Annotated in this window: 19 protein-coding genes; 15 read left to right on the forward strand and 4 right to left on the reverse strand. The window is 57.8% G+C overall.

What is annotated here, in order from left to right:
* The 14 genes from ABEV74_RS14260 to gyrA all read left to right on the forward strand — a co-directional run.
* On the forward strand, positions 1-1,875 hold a 1,875-nt coding region (locus ABEV74_RS14260; RefSeq protein WP_430146832.1), incomplete at its 5' end, for a dynamin family protein.
* Positions 1,876-2,199: 324 nt separating this feature from the next.
* Positions 2,200-2,901, forward strand: coding sequence for a response regulator transcription factor (locus ABEV74_RS14265; RefSeq protein ID WP_062492817.1), 702 nt, complete (start codon positions 2,200-2,202; stop codon positions 2,899-2,901).
* Entirely contained in the window at positions 2,898-4,370 is a 1,473-nt protein-coding gene (locus ABEV74_RS14270) for a HAMP domain-containing sensor histidine kinase (protein WP_430146834.1), read from the forward strand. The genes ABEV74_RS14265 and ABEV74_RS14270 overlap by 4 nt, the downstream gene beginning before the upstream one ends.
* A gap of 200 nt (positions 4,371-4,570) precedes the next feature.
* Positions 4,571-5,479 carry a LolA family protein gene (locus tag ABEV74_RS14275; RefSeq protein ID WP_244863784.1) on the forward strand — a complete coding sequence of 303 codons (909 nt, stop codon included), beginning with the start codon at positions 4,571-4,573 and terminating at the stop codon, positions 5,477-5,479.
* A 4-nt stretch (positions 5,480-5,483) separates the two neighbouring features.
* Positions 5,484-7,214, forward strand: coding sequence for a M56 family metallopeptidase (locus tag ABEV74_RS14280; protein WP_430146835.1), 1,731 nt, complete (start codon positions 5,484-5,486; stop codon positions 7,212-7,214).
* A 255-nt stretch (positions 7,215-7,469) separates the two neighbouring features.
* Entirely contained in the window at positions 7,470-7,646 is a 177-nt protein-coding gene (locus ABEV74_RS14285; RefSeq protein ID WP_160327794.1) for a hypothetical protein, read from the forward strand.
* Between the two features lie 764 nt (positions 7,647-8,410).
* Positions 8,411-10,204 carry an ABC transporter ATP-binding protein gene (locus ABEV74_RS14290; protein WP_430146837.1) on the forward strand — a complete coding sequence of 598 codons (1,794 nt, stop codon included), beginning with the start codon at positions 8,411-8,413 and terminating at the stop codon, positions 10,202-10,204.
* On the forward strand, positions 10,201-12,063 hold the full coding sequence (locus tag ABEV74_RS14295) for an ABC transporter ATP-binding protein (protein ID WP_062492822.1): 1,863 nt from the start codon (positions 10,201-10,203) through the stop codon (positions 12,061-12,063). Before ABEV74_RS14290 ends, ABEV74_RS14295 begins: the two co-directional genes overlap by 4 nt.
* A gap of 112 nt (positions 12,064-12,175) precedes the next feature.
* A complete protein-coding gene (purT, locus tag ABEV74_RS14300) occupies positions 12,176-13,363 on the forward strand; it encodes a formate-dependent phosphoribosylglycinamide formyltransferase (RefSeq protein ID WP_430146839.1) in 1,188 nt (395 codons plus the stop codon).
* 452 nt (positions 13,364-13,815) lie between these two features.
* Entirely contained in the window at positions 13,816-14,640 is an 825-nt protein-coding gene (locus ABEV74_RS14305; RefSeq protein WP_244863605.1) for a GDSL-type esterase/lipase family protein, read from the forward strand.
* A gap of 17 nt (positions 14,641-14,657) precedes the next feature.
* On the forward strand, positions 14,658-15,677 hold the full coding sequence (locus tag ABEV74_RS14310) for an ABC transporter ATP-binding protein (RefSeq protein ID WP_430146841.1): 1,020 nt from the start codon (positions 14,658-14,660) through the stop codon (positions 15,675-15,677).
* The gene (locus ABEV74_RS14315; RefSeq protein ID WP_062492826.1) at positions 15,670-16,656 is read left to right on the forward strand and encodes an ABC transporter permease; all 987 of its coding nucleotides are present in this window, start codon (positions 15,670-15,672) and stop codon (positions 16,654-16,656) included. Before ABEV74_RS14310 ends, ABEV74_RS14315 begins: the two co-directional genes overlap by 8 nt.
* Positions 16,657-16,692: 36 nt before the next feature.
* On the forward strand, positions 16,693-18,672 hold the full coding sequence (gene parE / locus ABEV74_RS14320; RefSeq protein WP_430146843.1) for a DNA topoisomerase IV subunit B: 1,980 nt from the start codon (positions 16,693-16,695) through the stop codon (positions 18,670-18,672).
* A gap of 42 nt (positions 18,673-18,714) precedes the next feature.
* Positions 18,715-21,165, forward strand: a complete 2,451-nt coding sequence (gyrA, locus tag ABEV74_RS14325) for a DNA gyrase subunit A (RefSeq protein WP_430146845.1) — start codon at positions 18,715-18,717, stop codon at positions 21,163-21,165.
* Here gyrA and ABEV74_RS14330 read toward each other — a convergent pair.
* Complete coding sequence (locus ABEV74_RS14330; protein ID WP_430146847.1) at positions 21,156-21,383, reverse strand: hypothetical protein; 228 nt, start codon at positions 21,381-21,383, stop codon at positions 21,156-21,158. The genes gyrA and ABEV74_RS14330 overlap by 10 nt on opposite strands.
* 140 nt (positions 21,384-21,523) lie before the next feature.
* Between ABEV74_RS14330 and ABEV74_RS14335 the strand changes: the two genes are divergently transcribed.
* On the forward strand, positions 21,524-21,982 hold the full coding sequence (locus ABEV74_RS14335) for a MarR family winged helix-turn-helix transcriptional regulator (protein WP_062492830.1): 459 nt from the start codon (positions 21,524-21,526) through the stop codon (positions 21,980-21,982).
* Between the two features lie 804 nt (positions 21,983-22,786).
* On the opposite strand, the gene ABEV74_RS14340 is transcribed toward ABEV74_RS14335, so the two are convergent.
* From ABEV74_RS14340 to ABEV74_RS14350, 3 genes are read right to left on the reverse strand one after another with little or no spacing between them, the layout of a single operon-like run.
* On the reverse strand, positions 22,787-23,524 hold the full coding sequence (locus tag ABEV74_RS14340) for an RluA family pseudouridine synthase (RefSeq protein ID WP_430146849.1): 738 nt from the start codon (positions 23,522-23,524) through the stop codon (positions 22,787-22,789).
* Positions 23,521-24,390 (reverse strand): class I SAM-dependent methyltransferase, encoded by an 870-nt coding sequence (locus ABEV74_RS14345; protein WP_062492832.1) that lies wholly within the window; start codon positions 24,388-24,390, stop codon positions 23,521-23,523. The genes ABEV74_RS14340 and ABEV74_RS14345 overlap by 4 nt, the downstream gene beginning before the upstream one ends.
* Entirely contained in the window at positions 24,377-25,102 is a 726-nt protein-coding gene (locus ABEV74_RS14350) for a response regulator (RefSeq protein ID WP_430146852.1), read from the reverse strand. The genes ABEV74_RS14345 and ABEV74_RS14350 overlap by 14 nt, the downstream gene beginning before the upstream one ends.
* Positions 25,103-25,147 lie beyond the last annotated feature (45 nt).

The raw sequence follows: 25,147 nt of genomic DNA on the forward strand, positions 1-25,147 counted from the left end.
GCGCCGCTGCGCGAAGCGGCCGCGCGGCTCGGCCGGGCCGCCGAGCTGCTCGCGCCGTTTCCGGCGCTCGGCACGCAGGCGGCCGCCATGCGCGCCCGCGCGGAGAGGCTCGCGCACAGCCGCTTCACGATCGCGCTGTTCGGCGCGTTCAGCGCGGGCAAGTCGTCGCTCGCCAACGCGCTGATCGGCGAGCCGGTGCTGCCGGTATCGCCGAATCCGACGACCGCGGCGATCAACCGCATCGTGCCGCCGGCGGAATCGTTTCCGCACGGCACGGCGCGCGTCGTCATGAAGACGCGCGAGGCGATGCTGAGCGATTTGCGCTATTCGCTCGCGCTGCTTGGCGAAGAGGTGGACGGCGTCGACGAGGCCGGTCTGCTGCGGCGGATCGCGTCGCTGTCGCCGGAAGCCGTTCGCGCCGGCGCGCGGCCGCATTACAGCTTCCTGAAAGCGGCGCATCAGGGCTGGGAGGAGAATGCGCCGCTGCTCGGCCGGGAGCTGGCCGCCGACCGGGAGCAGTACCGCCGCTTCGTAGCGGAGGAATCGCGTTCCTGCTTCGTCCGCGAAATCGAGCTGCATTACCGCTGCCCGATGACGGATCAGGGCATCGTGCTTGTCGATACGCCGGGCGCGGACTCGGTTAACGCCAGACATACCGATGTCGCGTTCAACTATATTAAAAACGCGGACGCGGTGCTGTTCGTCACCTACTACAACCACGCGTTTTCGCAGGCGGACCGGCAGTTTCTGACGCAGCTCGGCCGGGTGAAGGACCAGTTCGAGCTAGACAAAATGTTTTTCCTCGTCAACGCCGCCGATCTGGCCGCTTCCGCCGAAGAGCTGCAGGGCGTGCTGGCGCATGTCGAGCGCAACCTGCTGGAGCACGGCATCCGCTTCCCGCGGCTGTTCCCGGTATCGAGCCTCGAGGCGCTCGACGCCAAGCTCGCAGGCGACCGGGAGCGGCTGGCGCGCTCGGGGCTCGCCGCTTTCGAAGACGCGTTCATCGGCTTTACCCGCGGCGAGTTGGGACAAGTCGCGCTATCGGCCGCCGAGCAGGAACTGGAGCGGACGAGGTCGACGATTGCGGACTGGCTCGCGGCGGCGGAAGGCGACGCCGCGACACGGGAAGCCGAGCGCCGCAGATGGCGAAGCCTGGCTTCCTTCGCGGCGCGCCGCGCGGCCGAACTGGCGGTCGAACCGGTGCCGTCCCGTATGGCGGACGAGCTGCGGGAGCTGCTGTTCTACGTGCTGCAGCGCATCCGGTTCCGGTTCGGCGATTTCTACAATTTGGCGTTTAATCCGTCCGCGCTGCAGGACGACGGCCGCGATATGCGCAAGACGCTTTGGCTGGCGTGGCTGGAGCTGCAACGGCTGCTGCAGACGGAGCTGTCGCAGGAGCTGCTCGCGACATCGCTGCGGATGGAGAAGACGGTTACCGCGCTGTGCGGCGAAGCCTACGGCCGGGCGGCAGGGGAGCTCGCCGCCGAGCTGAGCGGATATGCGCCTGCGCCGTATGCTCCGGAAGAGCTGCCGACGCCGGAGCCGCCGGCCGACTGGACGACCGACGCGGTAGAGGCCAAGTGGCTGTGGAGCCGGTTCAAGTCGCCGCGTCACTTCTTCGAAGGCGACGGCAAAGCGGCGCTGCGCCAGGAGCTGGAGAAGCTGCTGGCGGAACCGCTGCAATCGTGGTCGTCGGCCCGCGAGGCGGAATGGAAGGAGCTGTACGCCGGACATTGGGAGCGTCTGTGCGCCGCGGCATCGGCCCGGCTCAAGGAAGATGCCGCTGCGTTCGTCGAAGGGAAGATCGCTTCCCTGGAAGACGGCGCCGATCCGCAGTCTCTCCGCAAGCTGCGGGACGATCTTGCGAAGCTATAGACGTCCGGACCGATAGGCCGGAACAGGAGAAGGGGCTATCCCAATAGGTCTTGAATGACCTGGGGATCGCCCCTCTTTTTTTAGCGCTTTGGTAAAATGAAAAGTAGTCCTCCCGCCAGATGCTTGCCCATAACTTGCTGAAAAAGGCGGCGGTGGATTAAAAATAATGGTGTCAAAAACGCGCACGGCATCAAACGGAGGCCGCTTGTATACATTTTACGCGGTTAGGGAAATTTCGGACAGACGGATCAATTATAAAGAAAGTATATAATTTGCGATGATCAAAACCTGATATGTTACATTGGGACACAGGAGGGAGCATTCATGAAGGGCAGCCTGCTGCTGGTAGAAGACGATCCGGAAATCGCCCGCGTTGTTCGCGATACGTTGAGGAGGGAAAACTATCATGTGACGTGGTCGACGAGCGGTCTGGAAGGGTGGGAAGATTTTTTAAAGCAAGCTTACGATCTTGTACTCGTCGATCTGATGCTGCCGGAGATGGACGGCTTTGACCTTTGCAAAAATATTCGCTGGAAAAGCGACGTCCCGATCCTGATCATCAGCGCACGCAAAGAAGACGAAGTCAAGGTGAAGGGCCTTCATCTCGGCGCAGACGACTACTTGACGAAACCGTTCAGCCTGGCGGAACTGAAAGCCCGCGTGGAGTCGCTGCTTCGCCGGTGGCGGCGTTACAAAGGGCAACCGGCGCCGGAGAACAAAACCGAATACATGGGCGGCCTGACCTTGTATTGGGACCGGCAGAAGGCTGAACTGGACGGCTCCGAAATTGCTTTGACGGCCAAAGAATTCGATTTATTGAGCGTGCTGGCGCAGCATCCCGAAACGGTCTTTTCCAAAAGCGAATTGTACCGGCACGTTTGGCAGCAAGCGGACGCGGCAGGACTGCATACCGTCACGGTCCACATTAAATCGCTTCGGGAGAAGCTTGCCGACCCGGTGAAAAATCCGCGGTTTATCCAGACCGTGTGGGGAAAAGGCTACCGGTTTATCGGTGAACCGCTATGAAAATCAAAACGTGGCTGTTGCTGTCCTATTTTATCGTCATGATTCTCCCTTTGACCGCCGCGTATGTCCTGTTCGTCTGGGTTCAGGCCTATCATAAAGATTTGAATGTGGAAGAATACGTGCAAAAACAGGCTCATTTGCAATACTTGATCTCCGTTTTGGACGATCCGAAATGGTATGAAATAAACGCGGAACGCGCGCAAGTTGAAAAGCTGATTCAACCGCAGGTTTCGATCGTTCTCTATAATCGCGACGGTGTTGTGCTCTACACTTCGGATCCTTTGCGCGTTTCGCCGCAATTTTCACTTGGCAGGAAACAATTGTACGAAAATCTGTATTCCCTGCAACAAGGCTACCGCGCTTACGGCTACAAGCAGCCGGTTTTTTCAGGCCCCGAACTGGTCGGGTTTTTCGACATCCAATTGAGCCGCGACGAATGGGTTTCGGGCGTATCGCAGCGCGGTTGGCTCGTGGCCGGCGTTTTTATAGGCTTGTTTACGCTGATCTACTTGGCCGTCGTGATGGGGGTCAATCGCAAGTTAAACAGCAGGTTGACTCATTTGATGCGGCAAATGACCGCTTTCGCCAAAGGGGACACCGTCCAGGAATTGCCCGGGGGGAAAGACGAGATCGGACAATTAACCGGACACTTTCACAAAATGCGCAGGCAAATCGAGGCTGCAAGAAAAAAGCTCGCGCAAGAGCAGCGGGAAAAAGAATTCATGATTGCGGCCATTTCCCATGACTTGAAAACGCCGCTGATGTCGATCTGCGCTTATGCCGAGTCGCTGGCTTCGGAGCAGGAGTTGTCCGCGAGCGAGCGGGAAGAGTACCGCGGCATTATCGTCGAGAAAGCCAACCACATGAAACAGATGCTGGACGATTTATTGATGTATATCTTGCTGCAGTCGCCTACCTATGAGATCGAACTGGTGGAAGTGGACGGCGGTGAATTTTTCGACATGCTGGTTTCCGATTATGAGCCATTGTGCAAAGAAAAACATATCCAGCTCCTCGTTCGCAGCGATGTGAGTGGCAATGTCCGGGTGAACCCGAATCAAATGATCCGCGTCGCGAACAATCTGATGAGCAATGCGCTGCGGCATACGAAAACGGGAATGCGGATCTGGCTTGCGGCCGCTTCGTCGGATCGCCTCCCCATGGAGTGGCTGTTCGATTTCGTGAAAGAAGAGGCCCGGTTGGATACGCCGGACAGCGTATTTTTTATCGTTCAAAATGAAGGGGAGGGCATTGCGCCAGACAAGCTTCCGCACGTGTTCGATCCGCTTTATCAGGCAGATCCGGCTCGAGGAAAACAAGCTGCCCGCGGGGCCGGCCTTGGACTTAGCATTACGAGGCGAATTTTGGAGAAGCATGGCGGCGACGTTGCGATTTATTCCAAGGAGAATATCGGCACTTGCGTAATCTGCCGCCTGCCCTTAATGAACGAAGAAGGTGAACGGACATGACAAAGATAAAAAGAAAAGGATGTTTGGGCTTGATCGGGCTAATGACGATCGGACTTTTCGGCTGTTCGTCCAACCCGGACTTTTTACCGGAACAAGTTCTTCAACATGCGCTGGATCGATCGCATGAACCTAGCGCGCATTACGTCGAAGTTGAAATGAAAACTACCGATGGGACAGGAAAAGAGCCGGAGCTGATCCTCATGAAAGAATGGGCGAGCAAGGACGGCAAAAGGCGGACCGAGGCGGAGGCTCAGGACGGAAGCGGGAAGACGGTTACCGTCCATGACGGCGCCCGGCTGATCATCTATATGCCTGAGCTCAAGCAGGCGATGGTCAGCGATGATCCGGAACTGCTCCAAATCGGACAAACGTCGCCGAAAAAGCAAGCCGAGCAGCTGCTGCAAATGATTCAGCAAACCCATGAGATTTCCGCCCGCGGGGAAGAAGAAATTGCCGGCCGAACAACGTACCGGCTCATGGCCAAGGCGAAAGACAGCACCGCGTTGTTAGGGGATCAGGAACTGTGGATCGACAAGGAAAATTGGATGGTTTTAAAATCGGTTTCGACATCCGGCAACATTCGAACGGAAACGACATACACCAAAGTGGAGCTGAATCCGGATATTCCGGCTGATACGTTTGCGCTTGAACTTCCCGAAGACGTTGAAATTCAAGATTTGAACGAAATGAATCCAACCCGCGAAATCACCATGGAGGAAGCGGTTGAAAGCATCGGAAAAACGTTTCTCCATATTCCCGAAAAGGACGGACTCGCCATTTCCCGCATCGAATTGACGGAATTGCAAGGCGAGCTGAAACGAAATGAGGTGAATCTGGATTACCGGAAGGACGGGGTTCCTTATTTCACGATGTCCGTGTTTCCGTCTCAGGAAGATTCCGAAGGGGAAGAGCAATCCGCGGCCCTTCCCGGCGAGAAACCTGTCAAGATTCGCGGCCAAGCAGGGGTATGGATGGAAATGAATGATTTCCGTTCGCTCGTTTGGCAGGAACAGGGGCTGAATTACTCTGTCTTGTTTATCGATCCTAACTTATCGCTGGATGAGTTCAAAGCGCTGGCGGATACGATGATTCCTGTTCAAAAGGGGTGAAGGGATGAACATTTTGCCCGATAATCTGGCCATGATATCGGTCGTTGCGCTGGCCGTCATCATGAACGTCGTTTCGGTCTGGCTGCCGAAAAAAGCCGCAACCGCTGCGGAAATTTTGTTGGCGGCAGCGGCGCTGACCGGGTTGTTCGTCCGCTTTCCGGTTGGACAGGCGATACTGCTGACGGCCATCGGCGCCCATGCATATGCCGCTTTTTCGGAGTTGATCGATCGAAACAAACGGGAGATGCGAATGGCGCTCCGGCAAAAACTGCAGGAAGTCCGGGCGGTCGAAATCGTTCAGCGCAAAGATGCGAGGCGATTGGCGGCGGATGTCGCGTTGACCGGCTTGGTCAGTCTGGGGGCGGTGCTGTTTTTTGGGCTGGCGCCTGAAACCTATGCGGCATTGAAGGTGTTTATCGTCTTTATGATGATTTCCGTATCGATACAGACGATAGAACGGGCGGCGAATTTTTATTCCGCCCGCCTGTATTGGCTTCCGGAGGAGGAACATCTTGTCGTGCTGTCCCGGTTTCAGCCGAGGGATTTTCCGCTCCGGGAATTGAAAGAGGCAAGCGTCTGGTCGTCTCCCGACCTGCTCAGGCTGCATCCGCTTTTTACGTTCATGTCTTCGCATCAGGATTATACCCGTTCGTTCGGACAAGTGCTGAAGCTTTCGTTTCCCGGGGAAACGATTTACTTGTCGCCGGATAACGCCGTTCATTGGCACCGGCTCCTTGCTCCTTTCGCTTCCGCTTCGGACGGGACCGGCGGGAAAGAGAAAAAAGTGCTGCCTTTGTGGCACCCTGCCGTGCTGAAACGGTTGTTTTGGAAAGGTTATTATGCCTCCACCGTTAAAGGCGTGTCCGCCTATACCGGACTTTTGGCGATTTTGCTTTGGCTTAAAGCGCCGGCATGGGCTGTCGGCCTGTTCGTCTTGTTATGGTGGGTTTTGAATTTCTACGTTTCGGATCGGGTGTTAATCGCCGCGACGGATGCCGAACCGATCACGGAAGGGGAAATTTTTGAGCGGGCGCAAACGATTTTCAGAAAAGCAGGCATTCCCCATACCCGCCTGTTTTCCGTCGATTCGCCGGATTATAACGGCTTTGCCACCGGGATGAATATCGGACGCGGCGCGATTATGCTGACGACAGCCACATTGCAATTGCCGTCCCCGTCCGTCGAAGCGATATTGGCGCACGAAGCGGCCCATATCCGCAAGCGCGATGTGTTGACGAATCAGCTGGCGCGGTTCCTTTTTATCGGATTGCTGGCCGGTATGGCGTATCTGTTTTTCGATGAACTGAAGTGGCTCGCGGAAAATTTCAAAATCGCGATGTTTTTGTTGATTTATGTTTTCATGCTCGTTTTCCCCATGTATCTTTCCTTTATCGCCCAGTGGACGGAGGTGAGAGCGGATTTTACCGGCGCAGCTTGGCTTTCCGGAGGAACCGTGCAGATGGCGCAAGGATTGACGGATTTGGCGGCCGCCCAGGACCGCGATCTCGAGAAATCGATGGCGCACCGCATGGCCGACGGCCGTTCGTCTAAGAGCCGCGCTTCGAGCGCTTCGAGTCTGGAACGGGATTCGTGGCTCTGGAGATTTCTCGAATTTCAATTCATGGCCCACCCGCCGTTGTATTGGCGGATCGGCAGTCTCGCCCGCAACGGGAATTGGCGCGAAGCGAGAAAGCGCTGGCTGAAGGACAGATTCAAGGAATCGCTGCCCGGCTGACCGGTCGGCGATCCTCGCCGGCACCCATGATCCGATATCGACGGCGGGGGGACTTATCCGCACTGAATGATAGCCGGGAGGCGAATTGGGCGACCATATCCATTCGCTTGCGTTAATTTGGGGCGTTGCGACAAACGGACTCATCCATGTTTCAAAAATGGTTTGGGTTTAGTTGTGGTGCGCCTTTTTTTGTTTTCGGCTGCCTGTCCGACTAAAAACCATCCTGAAAAAGGAGGGTTATGAGGCGTATGCGGCGTGGTTGAAGCAGCAGCGCTCCCGGACGTTGCCGAAAAGCCTGACCGGGCAGGCGATCGCTTACAGCTGCTGGACGACCTGGATAAGGAATGGACCAAGCGAGGGTTGCGCCTTGTCCGCTATGCTGACGATTGGCTTGCGGCAAACCGCGTGTTCGGACATGCAGGCTGCGATTGAGGCTTCCATTCACGATCCTCCGTTAACTATCTTCCATTCACGATCTTCCATTCACGATCCTCCGTTAACTATCTTCCACTAACGATCCTCCGTTAACGATCATAACGAAACTGACAATCGCTATTTGGCGAAAAATCGAAGTTCCGGAATTGTAACGAATCTGAGCAACGCTATTTGCTTAAAAGTAGTCCAATTCAGGCGGTATATCGTAAATTAAGGTGGCTCAGATTCGTTACACCCCCAAAAGCAGCTTATGAGCAAAAATAAGGCCTGTGATATTCGTTAGAGAAATGTTCTGTCTGAGAAATAACGTTCTGAGGAGAAACGTGCTATCTGAGAAACAACGCTTTGTCTGAGTAACAACGTTCCGTCCGGTCGAATACCGGATGAAGAAAAGCTGACAACAGCATAGTCGAAGTCTGCTCCTGCCGCTATGTGAAGGCGATTTGACGTTCACATTCTATTTTGGGAACCCGGATTGCTGGAAGGCGTTTTTCGGGACGGGTGTTGTTGAGGGGAAGCCGTAAAGAGGATGAAATTTTCTTTTTTTATTTTTACCGTTAATTCGCGCAAAAATTGAGCAATACCGTGATGTTGAACACGTATTCGCCTTATTTTGGAGAATACACCCCAAACTTGATTCCAATTGCGAACGGAAGCACGCACAATGTAAAATACGGAAATTTCTTATGTTTGCCGTTGTTACACGATGCTGATAATATTCATTCATGCTTACAAAATGAAACGAGGAGAGGGAGTTTCAGTTGGACGTATTCAGGCAGCTCAAGGCATTTTATTGGTCGGAACGCAAGCTGTTGTTCGTTTCGATCATCTGCCTCACCTGCGCGACGGCGCTCGGGCTTGTGTACCCGAACTTGCTGCGGTTTCTGATCGACGATGTTATCATTGCGGAAAGGTTCGATCTTGTGCCCGCGCTCGCGCTGTCGGTCGTCGGCGTTGTCGCCCTGAAAGGGAGCATGCAGTTTCTGCACGGGCTGTGCGGCGGAAGGCTCGGCAACCGCGTCGCCTTCAACCTGCGCAATGCCTGCTACAACAAGCTTCAGTATTTGTCGTTCCAGTACTATGACAAGGCGAAGACGGGCGACCTGATGTCGCGGCTGACCGCCGACCTCGAGGCCATCCGCAACTTTATCGGATTCGGCTTCGCGCAAATTCTCAACATGGTTTTGATGATCGCGTTCGGCGCAGCCATGATGCTGTCGATTCACTGGCAGCTCACGCTCATTACGCTGATAACCATTCCGTTTCTGGCTTACACGGCGATCCGCTTCGAACGGAACATCCATCCGGCATTCCGGGAGATGCGGCGGGCGATGAGCAACCTGACGACGGCGGTTCAGGAGAACATTACCGGGGTGCGCACGGTCAAGTCGTTCGCCAGAGAACCCTACGAGGTTGACAAATTTTCGATCCGAAGCCAGGCGTATCAAACGAATCAGGTCGGCGCCGCGCTCATCTGGGCGAAATACTTTCCGGTGATGGAGCTCGTGGCCAACCTGTCGCCGGTCATTCTGCTCGTCGTCGGCGGTCTGTATGTTATCAACGGGCAATTGTCGCTCGGCGAACTGGTCGCATTTTTCAGCATGATCTGGTACATCATCGGTCCGATGTGGGGCATCGGCTTCCATATTAACAACTATACCCAGTCGAAAGCTTCCGGCGAACGGGTGCTGGAACTGCTGAACGAGTATATTCACATCCGCAACGCCGACAACGCGATCGTCTTGAAGGACGATCAGGTGAAAGGACATGTCCGCTTCGAGAACGTAACTTTCCATTACCCGGACAAGGCGCCCGCCCTGAAAGATTTTTCCGTCGACGCCAAGCCCGGTATGGTAATCGGCCTGCTCGGCGCGACCGGTTCCGGCAAGTCGACCGTCATTCAGCTGCTGATGCGCGCCTACGATGTCCGCAAAGGCCGTATTACGCTGGACGGCATCGATATCCGGGAGCTGGACCTCGAAAGCCTGCGCAGTCAGATCGCGCCGGTGTTCCAGGAAACGTTCCTGTTCTCCGCCTCGATTCGTGACAATATCGCTTACGGGGTCAAGGACGTGACGATGGAGCAGATCGAACGGGCCGCCAAACTGGCCAAAGCGCATGATTTCATCATGGAGCTGCCCGATGGCTACAATACGGTCGTCGGCGAACGGGGAATGGGGCTGTCCGGCGGCCAGAAGCAGCGGATCGCCATCGCCCGCGCGCTGATCAAAAATCCGCGCATTCTCGTGCTGGACGACGCGACGAGCGCCGTCGACATGGAGACGGAGCACGAAATCCAGGCCGGCTTCAAGGAACTTATGGCCGGAAGGACGACGTTCATCATCGCGCATCGCATTTCGTCGCTGCGCCATGCCGACGAAATCATCGTGCTCGAAGATGGCAACGTCATTCAGCGTGGCACGCACGAAGAACTCATTTCGGTGCCCGGCCATTATCTGGACACGTACAATATCCAGTATGCCGACCGTCCGGACCGGGAGGACGTCGTACAGCAAGACGTCGTACAGCAAGTAGAGAGGAGAGTCGCGCAGTGAGCGAAGCGGAGAAGAACCGGGGCGGCGGGGAGAAGCAATCGTCCGCCCAGAACTTCGACAAACGGGAGCGGTTCGTCTACCAGGATGACGACGTCATCGAGAAGCCGTTCAACTGGAAGCAGGTCGCTCGCCTGTTCACTTATATGAAGCCTTACCGGAAGCAGCTGCTGCCGCTCGTCATTGCCATGATGGTGCTCGGCACGCTGACGCGGCTCGCCATCCCGGCGATCGTCATGCTGGCGATCGACGAGGCGATCCAGCCGGTATCCGGCGAGCCGGACAAAGGCAAGCTGTTCATGTATGCCGGCCTCATGCTAGGTTTATATATTATTCAGTGGGCAGCCAACACGTTCCGGATCCGGTTCACGAACATTATCGGCCAAAAAGTGATTTACGATTTGCGCCACGCACTGTTCCGGCACATTCAGAAGCTGTCGTTCCGCTTCTTCGACAAGCGGCCGGCCGGTTCGGTGCTTGTGCGGATCACGAACGACGTGAACGCGCTGCAGGATCTGTTCACGAACGGCGTCGTCAACCTGATGATGGACTGCGTACAGCTTGTCGGCATCGTCATCATTTTGCTGGCGTGGAACTTCAAGCTCGGCCTTGCCGTTATGATTACCGTTCCGCTCATGTTCGTCGTCTCGAGCGCGCTGCGGAAGCGGATCCGGTTCGCCTGGCAGGATGTGCGCATGAAGCAGTCGCGCATCAACTCGCACTTGAACGAATGCATTCAGGGCATCAAGGTGACGCAGGCGTACGTGCAGGAAAAGGACAATATCCGTTTCTTTCACCATATGAACACGATCAACAACAAGGCATGGAACAAAGCGTCCGCGCTGAACCAGACGTTCGGACCGATCATCGAGCTGACGGCGGCGGTCGGCACGTTCATCCTGTTCTGGTACGGCTCGGTGCTTATCCAGCAACAGGAACTGACGATCGGCCTGCTGGTCGGCTTCGCGAACTATATCGGCAACTTCTGGGAGCCGATCAACCGTCTCGGCCAGATGTACTCCCAGCTGCTGATCGCCATGGCTTCGTCGGAGCGGATATTCGAATTTATGGACGAAAAGCCGACGGTCGGCGAGTTGCCCAACGCGCGCAAGCTGCCGCCGATTCGCGGCGACGTCACGTTCGACAGCATCGTGTTCGAATACGAGAAAGACCGGCCGGCGCTCAAAGGCATCTCGCTTGACGTCAAGGCGGGGCAGTCGATCGCGCTTGTCGGCCATACCGGTTCCGGCAAGAGCACGATCATCAACCTGCTGTGCCGTTTCTACGATCCGGTGCAGGGACGGGTGCTCGTCGACGGACAGGACATTCGCGACGTCACGATCGAGAGTCTGCGCTCCCAGGTCGGCATCGTGCTGCAGGATACGTTTATTTTCTCCGGCACGATTCGCGACAACATCCGGTTCGGCCGGCTCGATGCGACCGACGAGGAAGTGGAGGCGGCGGCGAAAGCGGTTCGCGCCCACGATTTCATCATGTCGCTGCCCGACGGTTACGACACCGAGGTGCAGGAGCGCGGCAACGTGCTGTCGATGGGGCAGCGGCAGCTGCTCTCGTTTGCCCGGGCGCTGCTGGCGGACCCGCGCATTCTTATTCTCGACGAGGCGACGGCCAGCATCGATACGGAAACCGAGCTGCGCATTCAGGAAGCGCTCAAGACGCTGCTTCAGGGACGCACCTCCTTCATTATCGCGCACCGGCTGTCGACGATCCGCCATGCCGATACGATCGTCGTGCTCGACCACGGGCGTATCGTCGAGCAGGGCAACCATGACGAGCTGATGGCCCATCGAGGCGTTTATTACGGGCTGATCGAAGCGCAATACCGTTTCCTTTCGGCTTGATTATCCTTGATTTTTAGAAAGCAAACCTCCACAATGGAAGAAACAAGCATCTGCGTTGGCTTGCGTATGGGCTTAGCCGGCGCGGACTTATCTTCCGAGGAGGTTTTTTTTCTTGTTTAACGGTTACGGTTCACCATTGACAGCAAAGGCCCGCAAAATGATGCTGCTCGGCGCGGGCGAACTCGGCAAAGAAGCGGTTATCGAGGCGCAGCGGCTCGGCGTGGAGACGATTGCGGTCGACCGGTACGCGAACGCCCCGGCGATGCAGGTCGCCCATCGCGCCTATGTCGTCGACATGCTGGACGGCGAAGCGCTGCGACGCGTTATCGAGGAGGAGCGGCCGGACGTGATCGTGCCGGAGATCGAGGCGATCGCGACCGACACGCTTGTCGAGCTGGAGCGCGAAGGCTACCGGGTAGCGCCGACGGCCGCCGCCGCCCGGCTGACGATGGACCGCGAAGGAATCCGCCGGCTGGCGGCCGAGAAGCTCGGGCTGCCGACCGCGCCGTACCGGTTCGCCGACACGCTGGACGAGTTGCGAGCGGCCGTGGCCGAGCTTGGCACGCCGTGCGTGGTCAAGCCGATTATGAGCTCTTCCGGCAAAGGGCAGTCCATCTGCCGGGCCGAGACGGAAATCGAAGCTTGCTGGAATTATGCGATGGAGGGCGGACGGGCGAAGAAGGGGCGCGTCATCGTCGAAGGGTTCGTCACGTTCGAGTCGGAAATAACGCTGCTGACCGTCCGGTCCGTTTCCGGCACCGCGTTCTGCGCGCCGATCGGCCATGTGCAGAAGGACGGCGACTATATCGAGTCGTGGCAGCCGCACGCGCTGACCGACAGGGAGCGGGAAGAAGCGGAGGCGATTGCCCGCGCCGTGACGGATGCGCTTGGCGGGTACGGCATATACGGCGTGGAGCTGTTTTTGACCAAGGATGGCGTGCTCTTCAGCGAAGTGTCGCCCCGTCCCCACGATACCGGAATGGTCACGATGGCGACGCAGGATTTGTCGGAATTCGCGCTGCACGTCCGGGCCGTGCTCGGCTTTCCGGTGCCGGCGATCCGGCTGCTGACGCCCGGCGCCTCGCATACGCTGAAGGCGGACCGGGATGCGGAGTCGTTCCGGATCGGCGGCGTGGAGCGGGCGCTTGCTTTGCCGAACACGCAGGTGCGTCTGTTCGGCAAGCCGGTGACGAAGACCGGCAGACGGATGGCCGTGGCGCTCAGCACCGCCGGCAATACGGAAGAAGCCCGGGCGCTTGCCCGCCAGGCGGCCGAAAGCCTGACGCTGGAATACGACTGACCGGCTGACCGCGATGCTTTTGCAAACCGCCGGCTGCGGCGGGCGGCGGAAACGCCAGGTCGATCGGCGGTCCGGAGACCTGGCCGCAACCTGCTCGACTCGGCCGGAAACCGGGCTGCAGCCACGCAGTAGCCCGGCCGCAACCTGCTCGGCGCTCCGCCCGTGCCGGGCGCAGCCCTGCTCGAGACCCGGCCGCGCCTGCTCGAAAACCCGGCTGCTAATCGGGCTGCAGCCCGCAGGAGCCAGCCGGAAACCGCACGCAGCCCGGCCGGAAACCGCGTCGACCGATGCTCCGTTTCCGGCCTTTTTCCGTTTCGTTCGGCGCAGATCCGCTCGATTAATCGGTGGTATGATTTGCAAATTGCGAACGGAACTATTATTTTTATTAAGTATAAAGCATAGCGAAGAAATGAAGGGCGGATCATCCTTTTCGGAAAGGGGGACTACATGCGTTGTATCGTTCCACGAGTTCCGCGAGATTATGGCGCATCGTCGGGCTGACCGCGCTGGCTGCAACGCTGCTGCTCCTGGGCGGCTTCGTCTATGCGTTGCAAGACATGCTGAATCCGCGTCTTCCGGCGCCGGCTGAGGCGACGAAACCGTCGCCGGAAGCGTCGCAGCCGGGTTTGGCGGAGGCGGCCGAAGTGAACGTCGTGGCGATCGGCGATTCGCTGACCAAAGGAACGGGCGATGCGACAGGCGAGGGCTATGTCCGGCAAGTCGTAAACGGCCTCTCGGACCTTTGGGACAAACCGGTGAAGCTCTTGAACAATCTGGCGGTGGCCGGAATGCGCACCGATCAGTTGCTCGAGAAGCTGAAGCGCGACAGCGGATACCGTTATGCGATTCGTCAAGCGAATCTCATTCTGCTGACGATCGGCGGCAACGATCTGTTCCAGCATGCCCAGTCGGGAGCCGAGGAAGAAGGGGACGTGATCGATCCGCAGCGGCTGGAACGGATGCTCCCCGGAGCGCTGAAGCGGTTCGAGGAAGTGCTGTCGCTGCTGAACAGGCTGAATCCGAATGCGACGGTCGTCTACGTCGGCCTGTACAATCCGTTCTACGATTTGATGGAGATGCGGGACGGCAGCCTGCAGGTGCAGCAATGGAACGAGCGGGCTTACGCCTTGATCCACCGGTATCCGCAAATGCAGATGATTCCGACGTTCGACTTGTTCGAGAGCAGAATCGGCGATTACTTGTCCCCGGACCATTTTCATCCGAATCATGACGGTTACGCGCAGATCGCGGCGCGCATTATGCAATCGCTGAAATAATCGAAGGGGGATCTCATATGGGAACGACGACGAGGCTGTCCGTTATTCCCGGTCCGGTCGGCGGATCGGAGCGCGCGGCCGGCGGGCGGGAGACGGTGCTGTCGGTGAGGGGACTCCGCAAAAAAATTAGAGGCAAGTGGATTATCCACGACGTCACCTTCGACGTTCGGGCCGGCGAAATATTCGGATTTCTCGGGCCGAACGGCTCCGGCAAGACGACGACGATCCGGATGCTGGTCAATCTGATCCGGCCGACGGAAGGGGAAATCTTGATCTGCGGCGACAACGTCGTCCGCCATCCCGAGCTGGCGCTTCGCCATGTCGGCTGCATTGTGGAAAACCCGGAGATGTACGATTATATGACCGGATGGGAAAATCTGGAGCATTTCGCCCGCATGGTGAAAGGGATCGATGCCGCGCGCATCCGCGAGGTGGCGGATATCGTCGGCCTGGAGGACCGGATATTCGACAAGGTCAAAACGTATTCGCTCGGGATGCGGCAGCGGCTCGGCATCGCCCAGGCTTTACTGGGACGGCCGAAGCTGCTTATTCTCGACGAGCCGACGAACGGTCTGGATCCGAAAGGGATCAAAGAGCTGCGCGCCTTCGTCCGCATGTTGGCCGACAACGGTCTCAGCCTGTTCATCTCGAGCCATCTGCTCAGCGAAATTCAATTAATGTGCGACCGGGTCGCGATCATTAACAAAGGCCGGGTGCTGGCGGTCGGCGAGGTGGAAGAGCTGATCGCGCAGGCCGGCTCGTACGTCATCTGGCAGCTCGACCGGACGGAGGAGGGGAAGCGGCTGCTGGCGGAAATACCCGGCGTCGCGTTCGTCGCCGAGGGACAGCACCGGATCGACGAAGGCGTGCTGGCCGGCATGCGCGAACCGATCGTGACGACGATGCCGGCGGAACGGATCCCGGCGGCGGTCGAGAAGCTTGCGAAGCGGGGAATCGGCGTGCGCGGGGTGCAGCGGCAGGCGCCGACGCTTGAGGAGCTGTTTCTGAGCATGACGGAGGACGATAGCCGTGAATGAGATGCTGCCGCTCATCCAGAACGAGACGCTGAAAATCTGGAAAAAGAAACGGTTCTTCGTCATCGTGCTGATTCTGGTCGTGCTCATTCCGGTTTTCACCTACGCGCAGCTGACCGTGTCGCGCAACAATGCGGAGAAGTTCAAAGACTGGCGCAGCCAGATGATCCAGCAAATCGCCGATTACCAGAATACGCTGGCAAGCGACCGCATACCCGAGGAGTGGAAGCGGTACAGGCGCGTGGCGATCCAGCAGCTTCAATATTATTTGGAGCGCGACATCAATCCGAATGCGCCGAATGCGGTGACGTTTACCCGCGGATTTATGAACAACGCGGTAACGATGTTCATTCCGCTTATGGTGCTCGCGATCGCATCCGATCTCGTGTCGGGCGAGCGCTCGTCCGGCACGATCAAGATGCTGCTGACGCGGCCGGTCCGCCGCTGGAAAATTTTATTCAGCAAGCTGGTGGCCCTGACGCTCTACGTATCGTTGATCGTGGTGACGACCGCCTTGCTCTGCTACTTGATTTCCGGGCTCGTATTCGGCTACGATGGGTGGACCATGCCGGTGTTCACCGGCTTCCAAATTAACGGCTCCGAGGTCGACAGCACGTTCGTGCACGCCGTTCCGCAATGGCAATTCATGATCATGCAGGCCGGACTGGTCTGGTTTTCGGCCATGACCGTGGCGATGCTGGCGCTGATGGTATCGGTGCTCGTCCGCAGCACCGCGGCCAGCATCGTGACGATGATGGCTGCGGTCATCGCCGGGAGCATACTGGCCAATATGTCTTCCTCATGGGAAACCGCGAAATATGTGTTCAGCGTCAATCTGCAGCTGACCAATTATTTGGACGGCACGCCGCCGCCGATCGAAGGGATGTCGCTCGTCTTTTCGCTTGCGGTGCTTGCGGTTTGGGCGGCTGCGGCGCTCGTCGTGTCCTTCGGCGTCTTTACGAAGCAGGACATCTTGAATTAAAATGGTTGAGGCTCAACTTCGACAAGGAGGACGCGTATGGCTGAGCAATTGGATTTGTTTGATCAACAAATGGCTTCCGCTTCATCCGATCGTCAATACGAAGCCGATGACATACAAGTACTGGAAGGACTGACCGCCGTCCGCAAGCGGCCGGGCATGTATATCGGCAGCACGAGCAGCTCCGGGCTGCATCATCTGATATGGGAAATCGTCGACAATGCGGTGGACGAGCATCTGGCGAAATTTTGCGACGCGATCGACGTCACGATTCATAAGGACGGGTCGATCACGGTCAGGGACAACGGCCGGGGCATTCCGACGGGCATGCACAAAATCGGCATCCCGACGCCGCAGGTTGTCTATACCATACTGCACGCGGGAGGCAAGTTCGGAGGCGGCGGCTACAAAAAATCCGGCGGTCTGCACGGCGTTGGCGCTTCCGTCACCAACGCGCTGTCGGAGTGGCTGGAGGTCGAAATTTACCGCGATGGCAAAATACATAGACAGCGGTTCGAATATTGGGTGGACGACGAGGGCAAGGAGCATGTCGGCGAACCGGTGACCGGTCTTGAAGTGATCGGAAATACGAACCGGACGGGTACGAAGGTGACGTTCAAGCCGGACCCGCGCGTCTTTCACGGCAACATCAACGTCAATTACGATACGCTGGCGGAGCGGCTGCAGGAAATCGCGTTTCTCAATTCGGGCCTCAAGGTGACGCTGCGGGACGAGCGCAGCGGCAACCAGGACGTCTTTCATTACGAAGGCGGCGCCCGCCAGTTCGTGCAATTTCTGAACGAGGGCAAGTCGGTGCTTCACGAGGCGATCCATTTTATGGCGGAGAAGGACGATATCGAGGTTGAGGTGGCGCTGCAATACAACGACGGCTACACGGAAACGATCGCCTCGTTCGTCAACTCGATTCCGACGCGCGGCGGCGGAACGCACGAGACCGGCTTCAAGACGGCGTACACCCGCGTCATGAACGAATACGCCCGCAAGACGTCGCTGCTGAAGGAGAAAGACAAAAATTTGGACGGCAACGACTTGCGCGAAGGGATGATGGCCGTCATCAACGTGAAGATGGCCGAGGTCGAATTCGTCGGCCAGACGAAGGACCAGCTCGGCAGTGCGATCGCCCGCAGTGTCGTGGACTCCGTCGTCTCGGAAAAGATGCAGGTATTTCTGGAGGAAAATCCGCAGATCGGGCAGACGCTCATCAAGAAAGCGATACAGGCGTCGAAGGCGCGCGAAGCGGCCCGCAAGGCGCGGGACGAAATCCGCAGCGGCCGCAAAAAGAGCGAAAGCTCCAACCTGGGCGGCAAGCTGACGCCCGCGCAGTCGAAAGACAGCGCCCGCAACGAGCTGTTTATCGTGGAAGGCGATTCGGCGGGCGGTTCGGCGAAGCAGGGACGGGATTCCCGCCACCAGGCGATATTGCCGCTCAAGGGCAAGCCGATGAATCCGGAGAAAGCGAAGCTGGCCGACATCCTGAAGAACGACGAATACAAGGCGATTATCGCCGCCATCGGCGCCGGCGTAGGCTCGGAGTTCGAGATCGAGGACTGCAACTACGGCAAAATTATTATTATGACCGACGCCGATACGGACGGCGCGCACATTCAGGTGCTGCTGCTCACCTTTTTCTACCGGTATATGAAGCCGCTCATCGATGCGGGCCGGATCTATATCGCCCAGCCGCCGCTGTATAAAATATCGCGAAAAAGCGGCAAGCTGAATACGGTCCGGTACGCGTGGACGGACGAGCAGCTGCAAAATTATTTGAAGGAGTTCGGCAAAAACAGCGAGCTTCAGCGCTACAAGGGGCTGGGGGAGATGAACCCGGAACAGCTGTGGGAAACGACGATGAATCCCGAAACGCGGACGCTGCTTCAGGTCCAGATCGAAGACGCCGCCAAGGCCGAGCGCCGCGTCTCGACGCTGATGGGCGACAAGGTCGATCCGCGGAAAAAGTGGATTATCGAAAACGTCGACTTTACGGAGTATGAAGAATAGTGGCGGCAATGAACGGTCTGGAAAGATAAGGGGGGAACGATAGTGAGCATCTTGGAGCAATTTTTGCCGGCGTTCCTCGAGGAGGTCGTAGGGGACCGATTCGGCCGGTATTCCAAATATATTATTCAGGACCGCGCGATACCCGACGTGCGCGACGGGCTGAAGCCGGTGCAGCGGAGAATTTTGTACGCGATGTACGATTCCGGCAATACGCCGGACAAGCCGTACCGCAAGTCCGCGAAGACGGTCGGCGACGTGATGGGCAATTATCATCCGCACGGCGACGCCTCCATTTACGAGGGCATGGTGCGGATGGCCCAGCCGTGGAAGATGGGCCATGTGCTGATCGACGGGCATGGCAACTGGGGCTCGCTGGATGACGACCCGGCAGCCGCCATGCGTTACACCGAAGCGCGTCTGTCGCCGATCGCGATGGAGCTGCTGCGCGATATCGACAAGCGGACGGTGCAGTTCAAGGACAACTTCGATAATACGACGAAAGAGCCGGTCGTCTTGCCGTCCCGGTATCCGAACCTGCTCGTCAACGGCGTCAGCGGCATCTCGTCGGGTTTCGCGACGGAAATTCCGCCCCATAATTTGCGCGAAGTGATCGATGCCTGCATCGCCATTATGCAAAATCCGGATACGACGCTGGAGGAGCTGATGGCGATCGTCAAAGGTCCGGATTTTCCGACAGGCGGGCTCATTATGGGCGGCGACGGCATCCGGGAAGCGTATTCGACCGGCAAAGGGCGCATCTATATCCGGGCGAAGACGGATATCGAGGAGCTGCGCGGGGGCAAACGGCAAATCGTCATTACGGAAATTCCGTACCAGGTAGTAAAATCCCGCCTCGTCACGGCGATGGAAAATATCCGCCTGGAGAAAAAAGTCGAAGGTATCGCCGAGGTTCGCGACGAAAGCGGCCGCGAAGGCCTCCGCATCGTCGTCGAGCTGAAGAAGGACGCCGATGCCAACGGAATTTTGGCTTATTTGCTCAAAAAAACCGACCTGCAAGTCACGTACAATTTCAACATGGTGGCGATCGTCAACAAGACGCCGCGGCAGCTCGGCCTGAAGGAGATGCTGAGCGCCTATATCGATCATCAGAAGGAAGTCGTCACCTACCGTTCCCAATACGAGCTGGAGAAGGCGGAAGACCGCGCGCATGTGCTGGAAGGGCTCGTCAAGGCGCTGAATCTGCTGGACGACGTCATCGCGACCATTAAAGCGTCGAAAAACCGGCAGGATGCCCAAAACAATTTGGTGGCGAATTTCGGATTTACCGAACGGCAGGCGGACGCGATTCTGACATTGCAGCTGTACCGGCTGACCAATCTCGAAATCGTGACGCTGGAGAAAGAGCTGAAGGACGTCAAGAAAAAAATCGATTACTTGAACGGGATTTTGAAAAGCGAGAAAAAATTGCTCGGCGTTATTCGGGACGAGCTGCAGGAAATTCGCGACAAATACGGCATCGACCGGCGGTCGGAAATTCAGAGCGAAGTCGAGGAGCTGAAAGTCAACCTCGAGGTGATCGTCAATTCCGAGGATGTGCTCGTGACGCTCAGCCAGGACGGTTATATCAAGCGGACCAGCATGCTTTCGTTTACCCGTTCCGGAGGAGAATGGTTGGGCGGGGGCGTCAAGGAAGGCGATACGGTACGCCATCTGTTCGAAGTCAATACGCTGGACAATCTGCTTCTGTTTACGCGCAAGGGGCAGTACTTCCTGCTTCCGGTCCATCAAATACCGGAGTTCAAGTGGAAGGAAACGGGGACCGCGCTTGTCAATGTCGTGCCGCTTCCGAAAGACGACGCGATCGTCAGCGTCGTGCCGGTCAAAGATTTCAACGTTCCCGGCCGGTCGCTGCTGTTCTTCACGAAACGCGGACAGGTGAAGCGGACCGAGCTGGCGGAATACGCGACGACGCGGTCGATTGCGATAACGGCGTGCAAAGTGGCGGACGGCGATGAGGTGGTGCGCGTCCTGCCGTCGGACAACACGCAGCATGTTCTGCTCGTCAGCAAGAACGGAATGGCCATCCGCTTCGCGGAGAATGAAGTGAACGCGATGGGACGGGCGGCCGGCGGCGTACGCGGCATCCAGTTGAAGGAAAACGACGAAGTCGTGGCGGCGGAGCTGGTGGACGATGAAGGGGAACTGCTCGTATTGTCCGATCTCGGCTTCGGCAAGCGGACGCTGCTGGTCGATTACCCGGTCCAGGGGCGCGGAGGCAAAGGTATCGCCACCTTCGAGTTCAAGGAAGGCAAGCGGGTTCGGCCGAACGGCTCCGCGCTGGCCGGCGCTTACCGGTGCAAGGAAGCTAGCGAGCTTGTCGTGCTGACGGCGTCCGGGCAGCAGCATACGGTATGGACGGAGAAGGCGCCGATCGAAGAACGGAAATCGGTCGGACGCTCGCTGGTGCCGCTGGAGAAGGGCGATGCCGTCATCGCGCTGTTCCCGCTGGCAGGCGGCGGGCATCAATCATAAGGGCGATGGGGCGGATCGAGCCGCTCCAATAATTGAATAATGGCGTCGAACATGACCCACAATGGCACCGGTTCATCGGGTTTTTCCAGCCATTGCGGGTCTTTTATTATGTCTAGCGCGCGAATTTTGCGAACAATTTCCGTTTTTTTGTCGTCCACTTTTGGTTCACGCTCCTTGAAACGATCGGTTTCGAGCCGGGGCATCAGCCTATATGCCAATTTATGTCTTCCCGTGTCAAATGGTTCGTCGTTTTCGTCGATTAATGGCGCAAATTATTAATTGCATTAACCTTTTATTCGACAAAGCGCCATGGTATAATTATAAGAAAATCGATCATAGGAAGTTGGTGACGGATAGGATGTCGGAACAATTTGCCCGAATTTGGATGAAGCTGACGAAGGAGTGGAAAATCAGGCTGGAGGAGGAATTGGCGCCCGGACTGACGGAAGGGCAGTTGAACGTGCTGGAGCTGCTTGCGGAGCATCAGCCGATGAAGCCGTCCGATCTTCTCCAATATTTGTCGACTACGCCTGCCGCCATAACGACGCTGCTTGACCGTATGGAGCGAAACGGCCTGATCGAACGGACGCGCGACGCCGGCGACCGCCGGATCGTATGGGTGACGCTGACGGAGAAGGGCGAGTCGGAAGTTTCCAGAGGCGTGAACGTCAGAGATTCGATCGTTCGGGAATCGCTGGACCGCATTTCCGTCCATAACCAACAGCTGCTCGTATATTTGCTCGGCAAGATCGCCGGCATGGATACGGAGCCGTCGCAGCTCATTCAACCGGCCATCAAGAAGAAGGCTGTCATGTAAATAGACGATAGAGAGCCAAAAGACCGTCTTCGGGCGATTCGCCCGAAGACGGTTCTCGGCTCTCTCTTTTCTAACCGTCCGCACCATCCGTCCAATCGCCACCGGTCAGTCTGTGCGCCTCGCCATCCATCTAATTGTCGCCGGTCCGTCGGAGCGTCCCGCTATTCGTCCAATCGCCGCCGGTCCGTCGGTGTGCCCCGACATTCGTCCAATCGCCGCCGGTCCGTCGGCGTGCACCGCCATCCGTCCAATCGCCGCCGGTCCGTCTGTACGCCCCGCCATTCGGTCCAATCGCCGCCGGTCCGTCAGTGCGCCCCGCCATTCGGTCCAATCGCCGCCGGTCCGTCAGTGCGCTCCGCGTCTTCCGTTAATCGCCGTCGATCCATCAGTGTGCCTCGCCATCCATCTAATTGCCGCCGGTCCGTCGGCGTGCACCGCGTCTTCCGTCTAATCGCCGCCGGTCCGTCGGCGTGCACCGCCTTCAGCGCCCCCCCGCTCCCGGCAGATTACTTTGGCGGAAAAGCTGCAAAAATACAGGAATTTTGGCCCAAATAAATGACTATGGCGCAAAATCCTGCAAAAATACAGTATATTTTGGCAGTTTTCGCCAATCTGGCTTGGACGGGGCAAAAATACTGCATTATCGCAGGAATTTTCGCGTTTTGGCTATTTTATGCCCGAAAAAGCTGCACTTTTGCAGCATTGCTTTTGCATTGTTTTGCCTATCCATGCTCTGTCCAGGCAGCTCAGGCGGCGATTCGCTACGCTATCACTTTCCTGGCCGTTCTTTTTTATATTCCGCGGTTATTCCGCCGCATCCGTTTCGGCCATTGCCGCCGCTGCCGCGAGCTGCTCTTCCGGCCATAGGCGCCATGGAGCCGCATGGGCGGGAGGAAGGGAGCGAAACGTCATCCACTGCTTGGTGACCGGGTGGGCGACGGCGACCATGGCCGACCATAGCGCTATCGTCCGGCCATCCTCCGGCTTGCTGCCGCCGTACTTGACGTCGCCGGCAAGCGGGCAGCCGATGGCGGCCATCTGCGCGCGGATTTGATGCGGCCGTCCGGTATGGAGCGTGACGGCGACGAGCGTCAAGCCGTTCGCCTGACCGGCCGTCCGGTAAGTCAGGACGGCTTCCTTGGCGCCGGGCGCCGGCCCCGGGAGCGCCGTTACCCGGTTGCGCGCCGCATCCTTGAGCAAATAATGGGTCAGCCTGGCGGATGCCGGCTTTGGCGAGCCGTGGACAACGGCGATGTACGATTTGCCGAACGCCCGTGTCCGTACGGCGTCGGAGAGCCGCGAAGCGGCTTTCGACGTTTTCGCGAACAGCATGGCGCCGCCGGCCGGGCGGTCGAGACGGTGGACGAGTCCGAGATACACGTTGCCCGGCTTGTTGTAGCGACGTTTCAGGTCTTCGCGAAGCAGGGTAAGCATGTCGGGATCGCCGGAATCGTCCCCTTGCGACGGAATGCCGGGAGGCTTGACGACCGCCAGCAAATGGTTGTCCTCGTACAGAATCGGAATTTCCGGCTTCATCGTCATCGCTTTGCTTCCCAACGCCCGAGAATGCCGCACGGTAGCGTCAGGCCGGAGGCTGTCACCGGCAAGCCGATTTCGCCCGCGGTAATGCTGCCGCCGAATCTCCGCTGCATCGTAAGGTGCAGCATATTGTGCAGGACGATCGGCGACAGGCCGGTCGTATACGAATTGATGAGCACGAACAGCGGACGGTCCGATATAATGGACATGCACGATTGCAAAAACGGGTACAGGCTCTGCTCCAGCTTCCACATTTCGCCGCCCGGTCCGCGTCCGTACGAGGGAGGGTCCATAATGAGCGCGTCGTATTTGTTGCCGCGGCGCTGTTCCCGTTGTACGAACTTGAATACATCGTCCGTAATGAAGCGGACGGGGCGGGATTCGAGCCCGGACAGCCGGACGTTGTCTTTCGCCCACTGCACCATTCCTTTGGCGGCGTCGACATGGCATACTTCCGCGCCTGCGGCGGCGGCCGCAACGGTAGCGCCGCCGGTGTAGGCGAACAGATTGAGCAGGCGGATCGGCCTGCCTGCGTTCCGGATCTTGTCCATCATCCATTGCCAATTAACGGCCTGTTCCGGGAACAGGCCGGTATGCTTGAAGTTGGTCGGCTTGATGTAAAATTTCAAGTCGCCGTAAGAGATGGTCCAGCGCTCGGGCAAGGCGGTCCGGAACTGCCACCGGCCTCCTCCCGAAGAGCTGCGGTGGTAATGGCCGTCAGCCTGTTTCCAGCGTTCCGTCTCGCGTTCGATCGGCCAGATGATTTGCGGATCGGGGCGGCGCAAAATGTAGCTGCCCCACCGTTCCAGCTTTTCCCCTCCTCCGGTGTCGAGCAATTCGTAGTCGTTCCAGTCTTTAGCGATGTACATGCGATGCGATTCCTTCCTTGGCGTTAAATTTGTATCCGACACCCCGCACATTGACGATCCACTTCGGATTTGCCGGGTTGTTTTCGATTTTTTTGCGCAGATTGCTGATATGAACCATCAACGTCCGAGTATCGCCCATACTGTCAGTTCCCCAGACTTCCTGGTAAAGCAGATCCAATTCGAATACGCGGTTCGGGGTTTTGGCCAGAAAAGCGAGCAGGTCGAATTCCTTGGCCGACAGGGCGACCGGTTTGCCGTTCACTTCGACTGTCCGGCCCGCCAGATCGATGACCAGCCCGTCGAACCGAATCGTTTCCTCTTCATCCGGCTGCATGCCGGAAAGCCTCGCGCTTCGGCGCAAATGGGCCTTAACCCGCGCCACAAGCTGACTCGGGCTGAACGGCTTCGTAATATAATCGTCGCCTCCGACCGACAAACCGTGTATAATGTCGGTATCGTCGCTTTTGCAGCTGAGAAACAGGATGGGAACGTCCGAGTAACGGCGAAGTTGCTGACAGACTTCGATGCCGTCGATCCCTTTGAGCAGAATATCCAACAGGATCAGATCCGGACGGACGGCGCTTGCCATGGCCAGGGCGTCTGAACCGTTGTCTGCCGTATGGACGTGATATCCTTCACGTTGGAGATATAGACTGATGAGTTCCGTCATTTCCGGTTCGTCGTCGACAACCAGAATTTTGCAACCGTTCATCTTCCATCCTCCTTGCTTTCTCGACTATTATAACGAAGCGCGAAT

It is taken from the genome of Paenibacillus cisolokensis, assembly GCF_050481165.1.
Lineage (GTDB): Bacteria > Bacillota > Bacilli > Paenibacillales > Paenibacillaceae > Paenibacillus_AH > Paenibacillus_AH cisolokensis.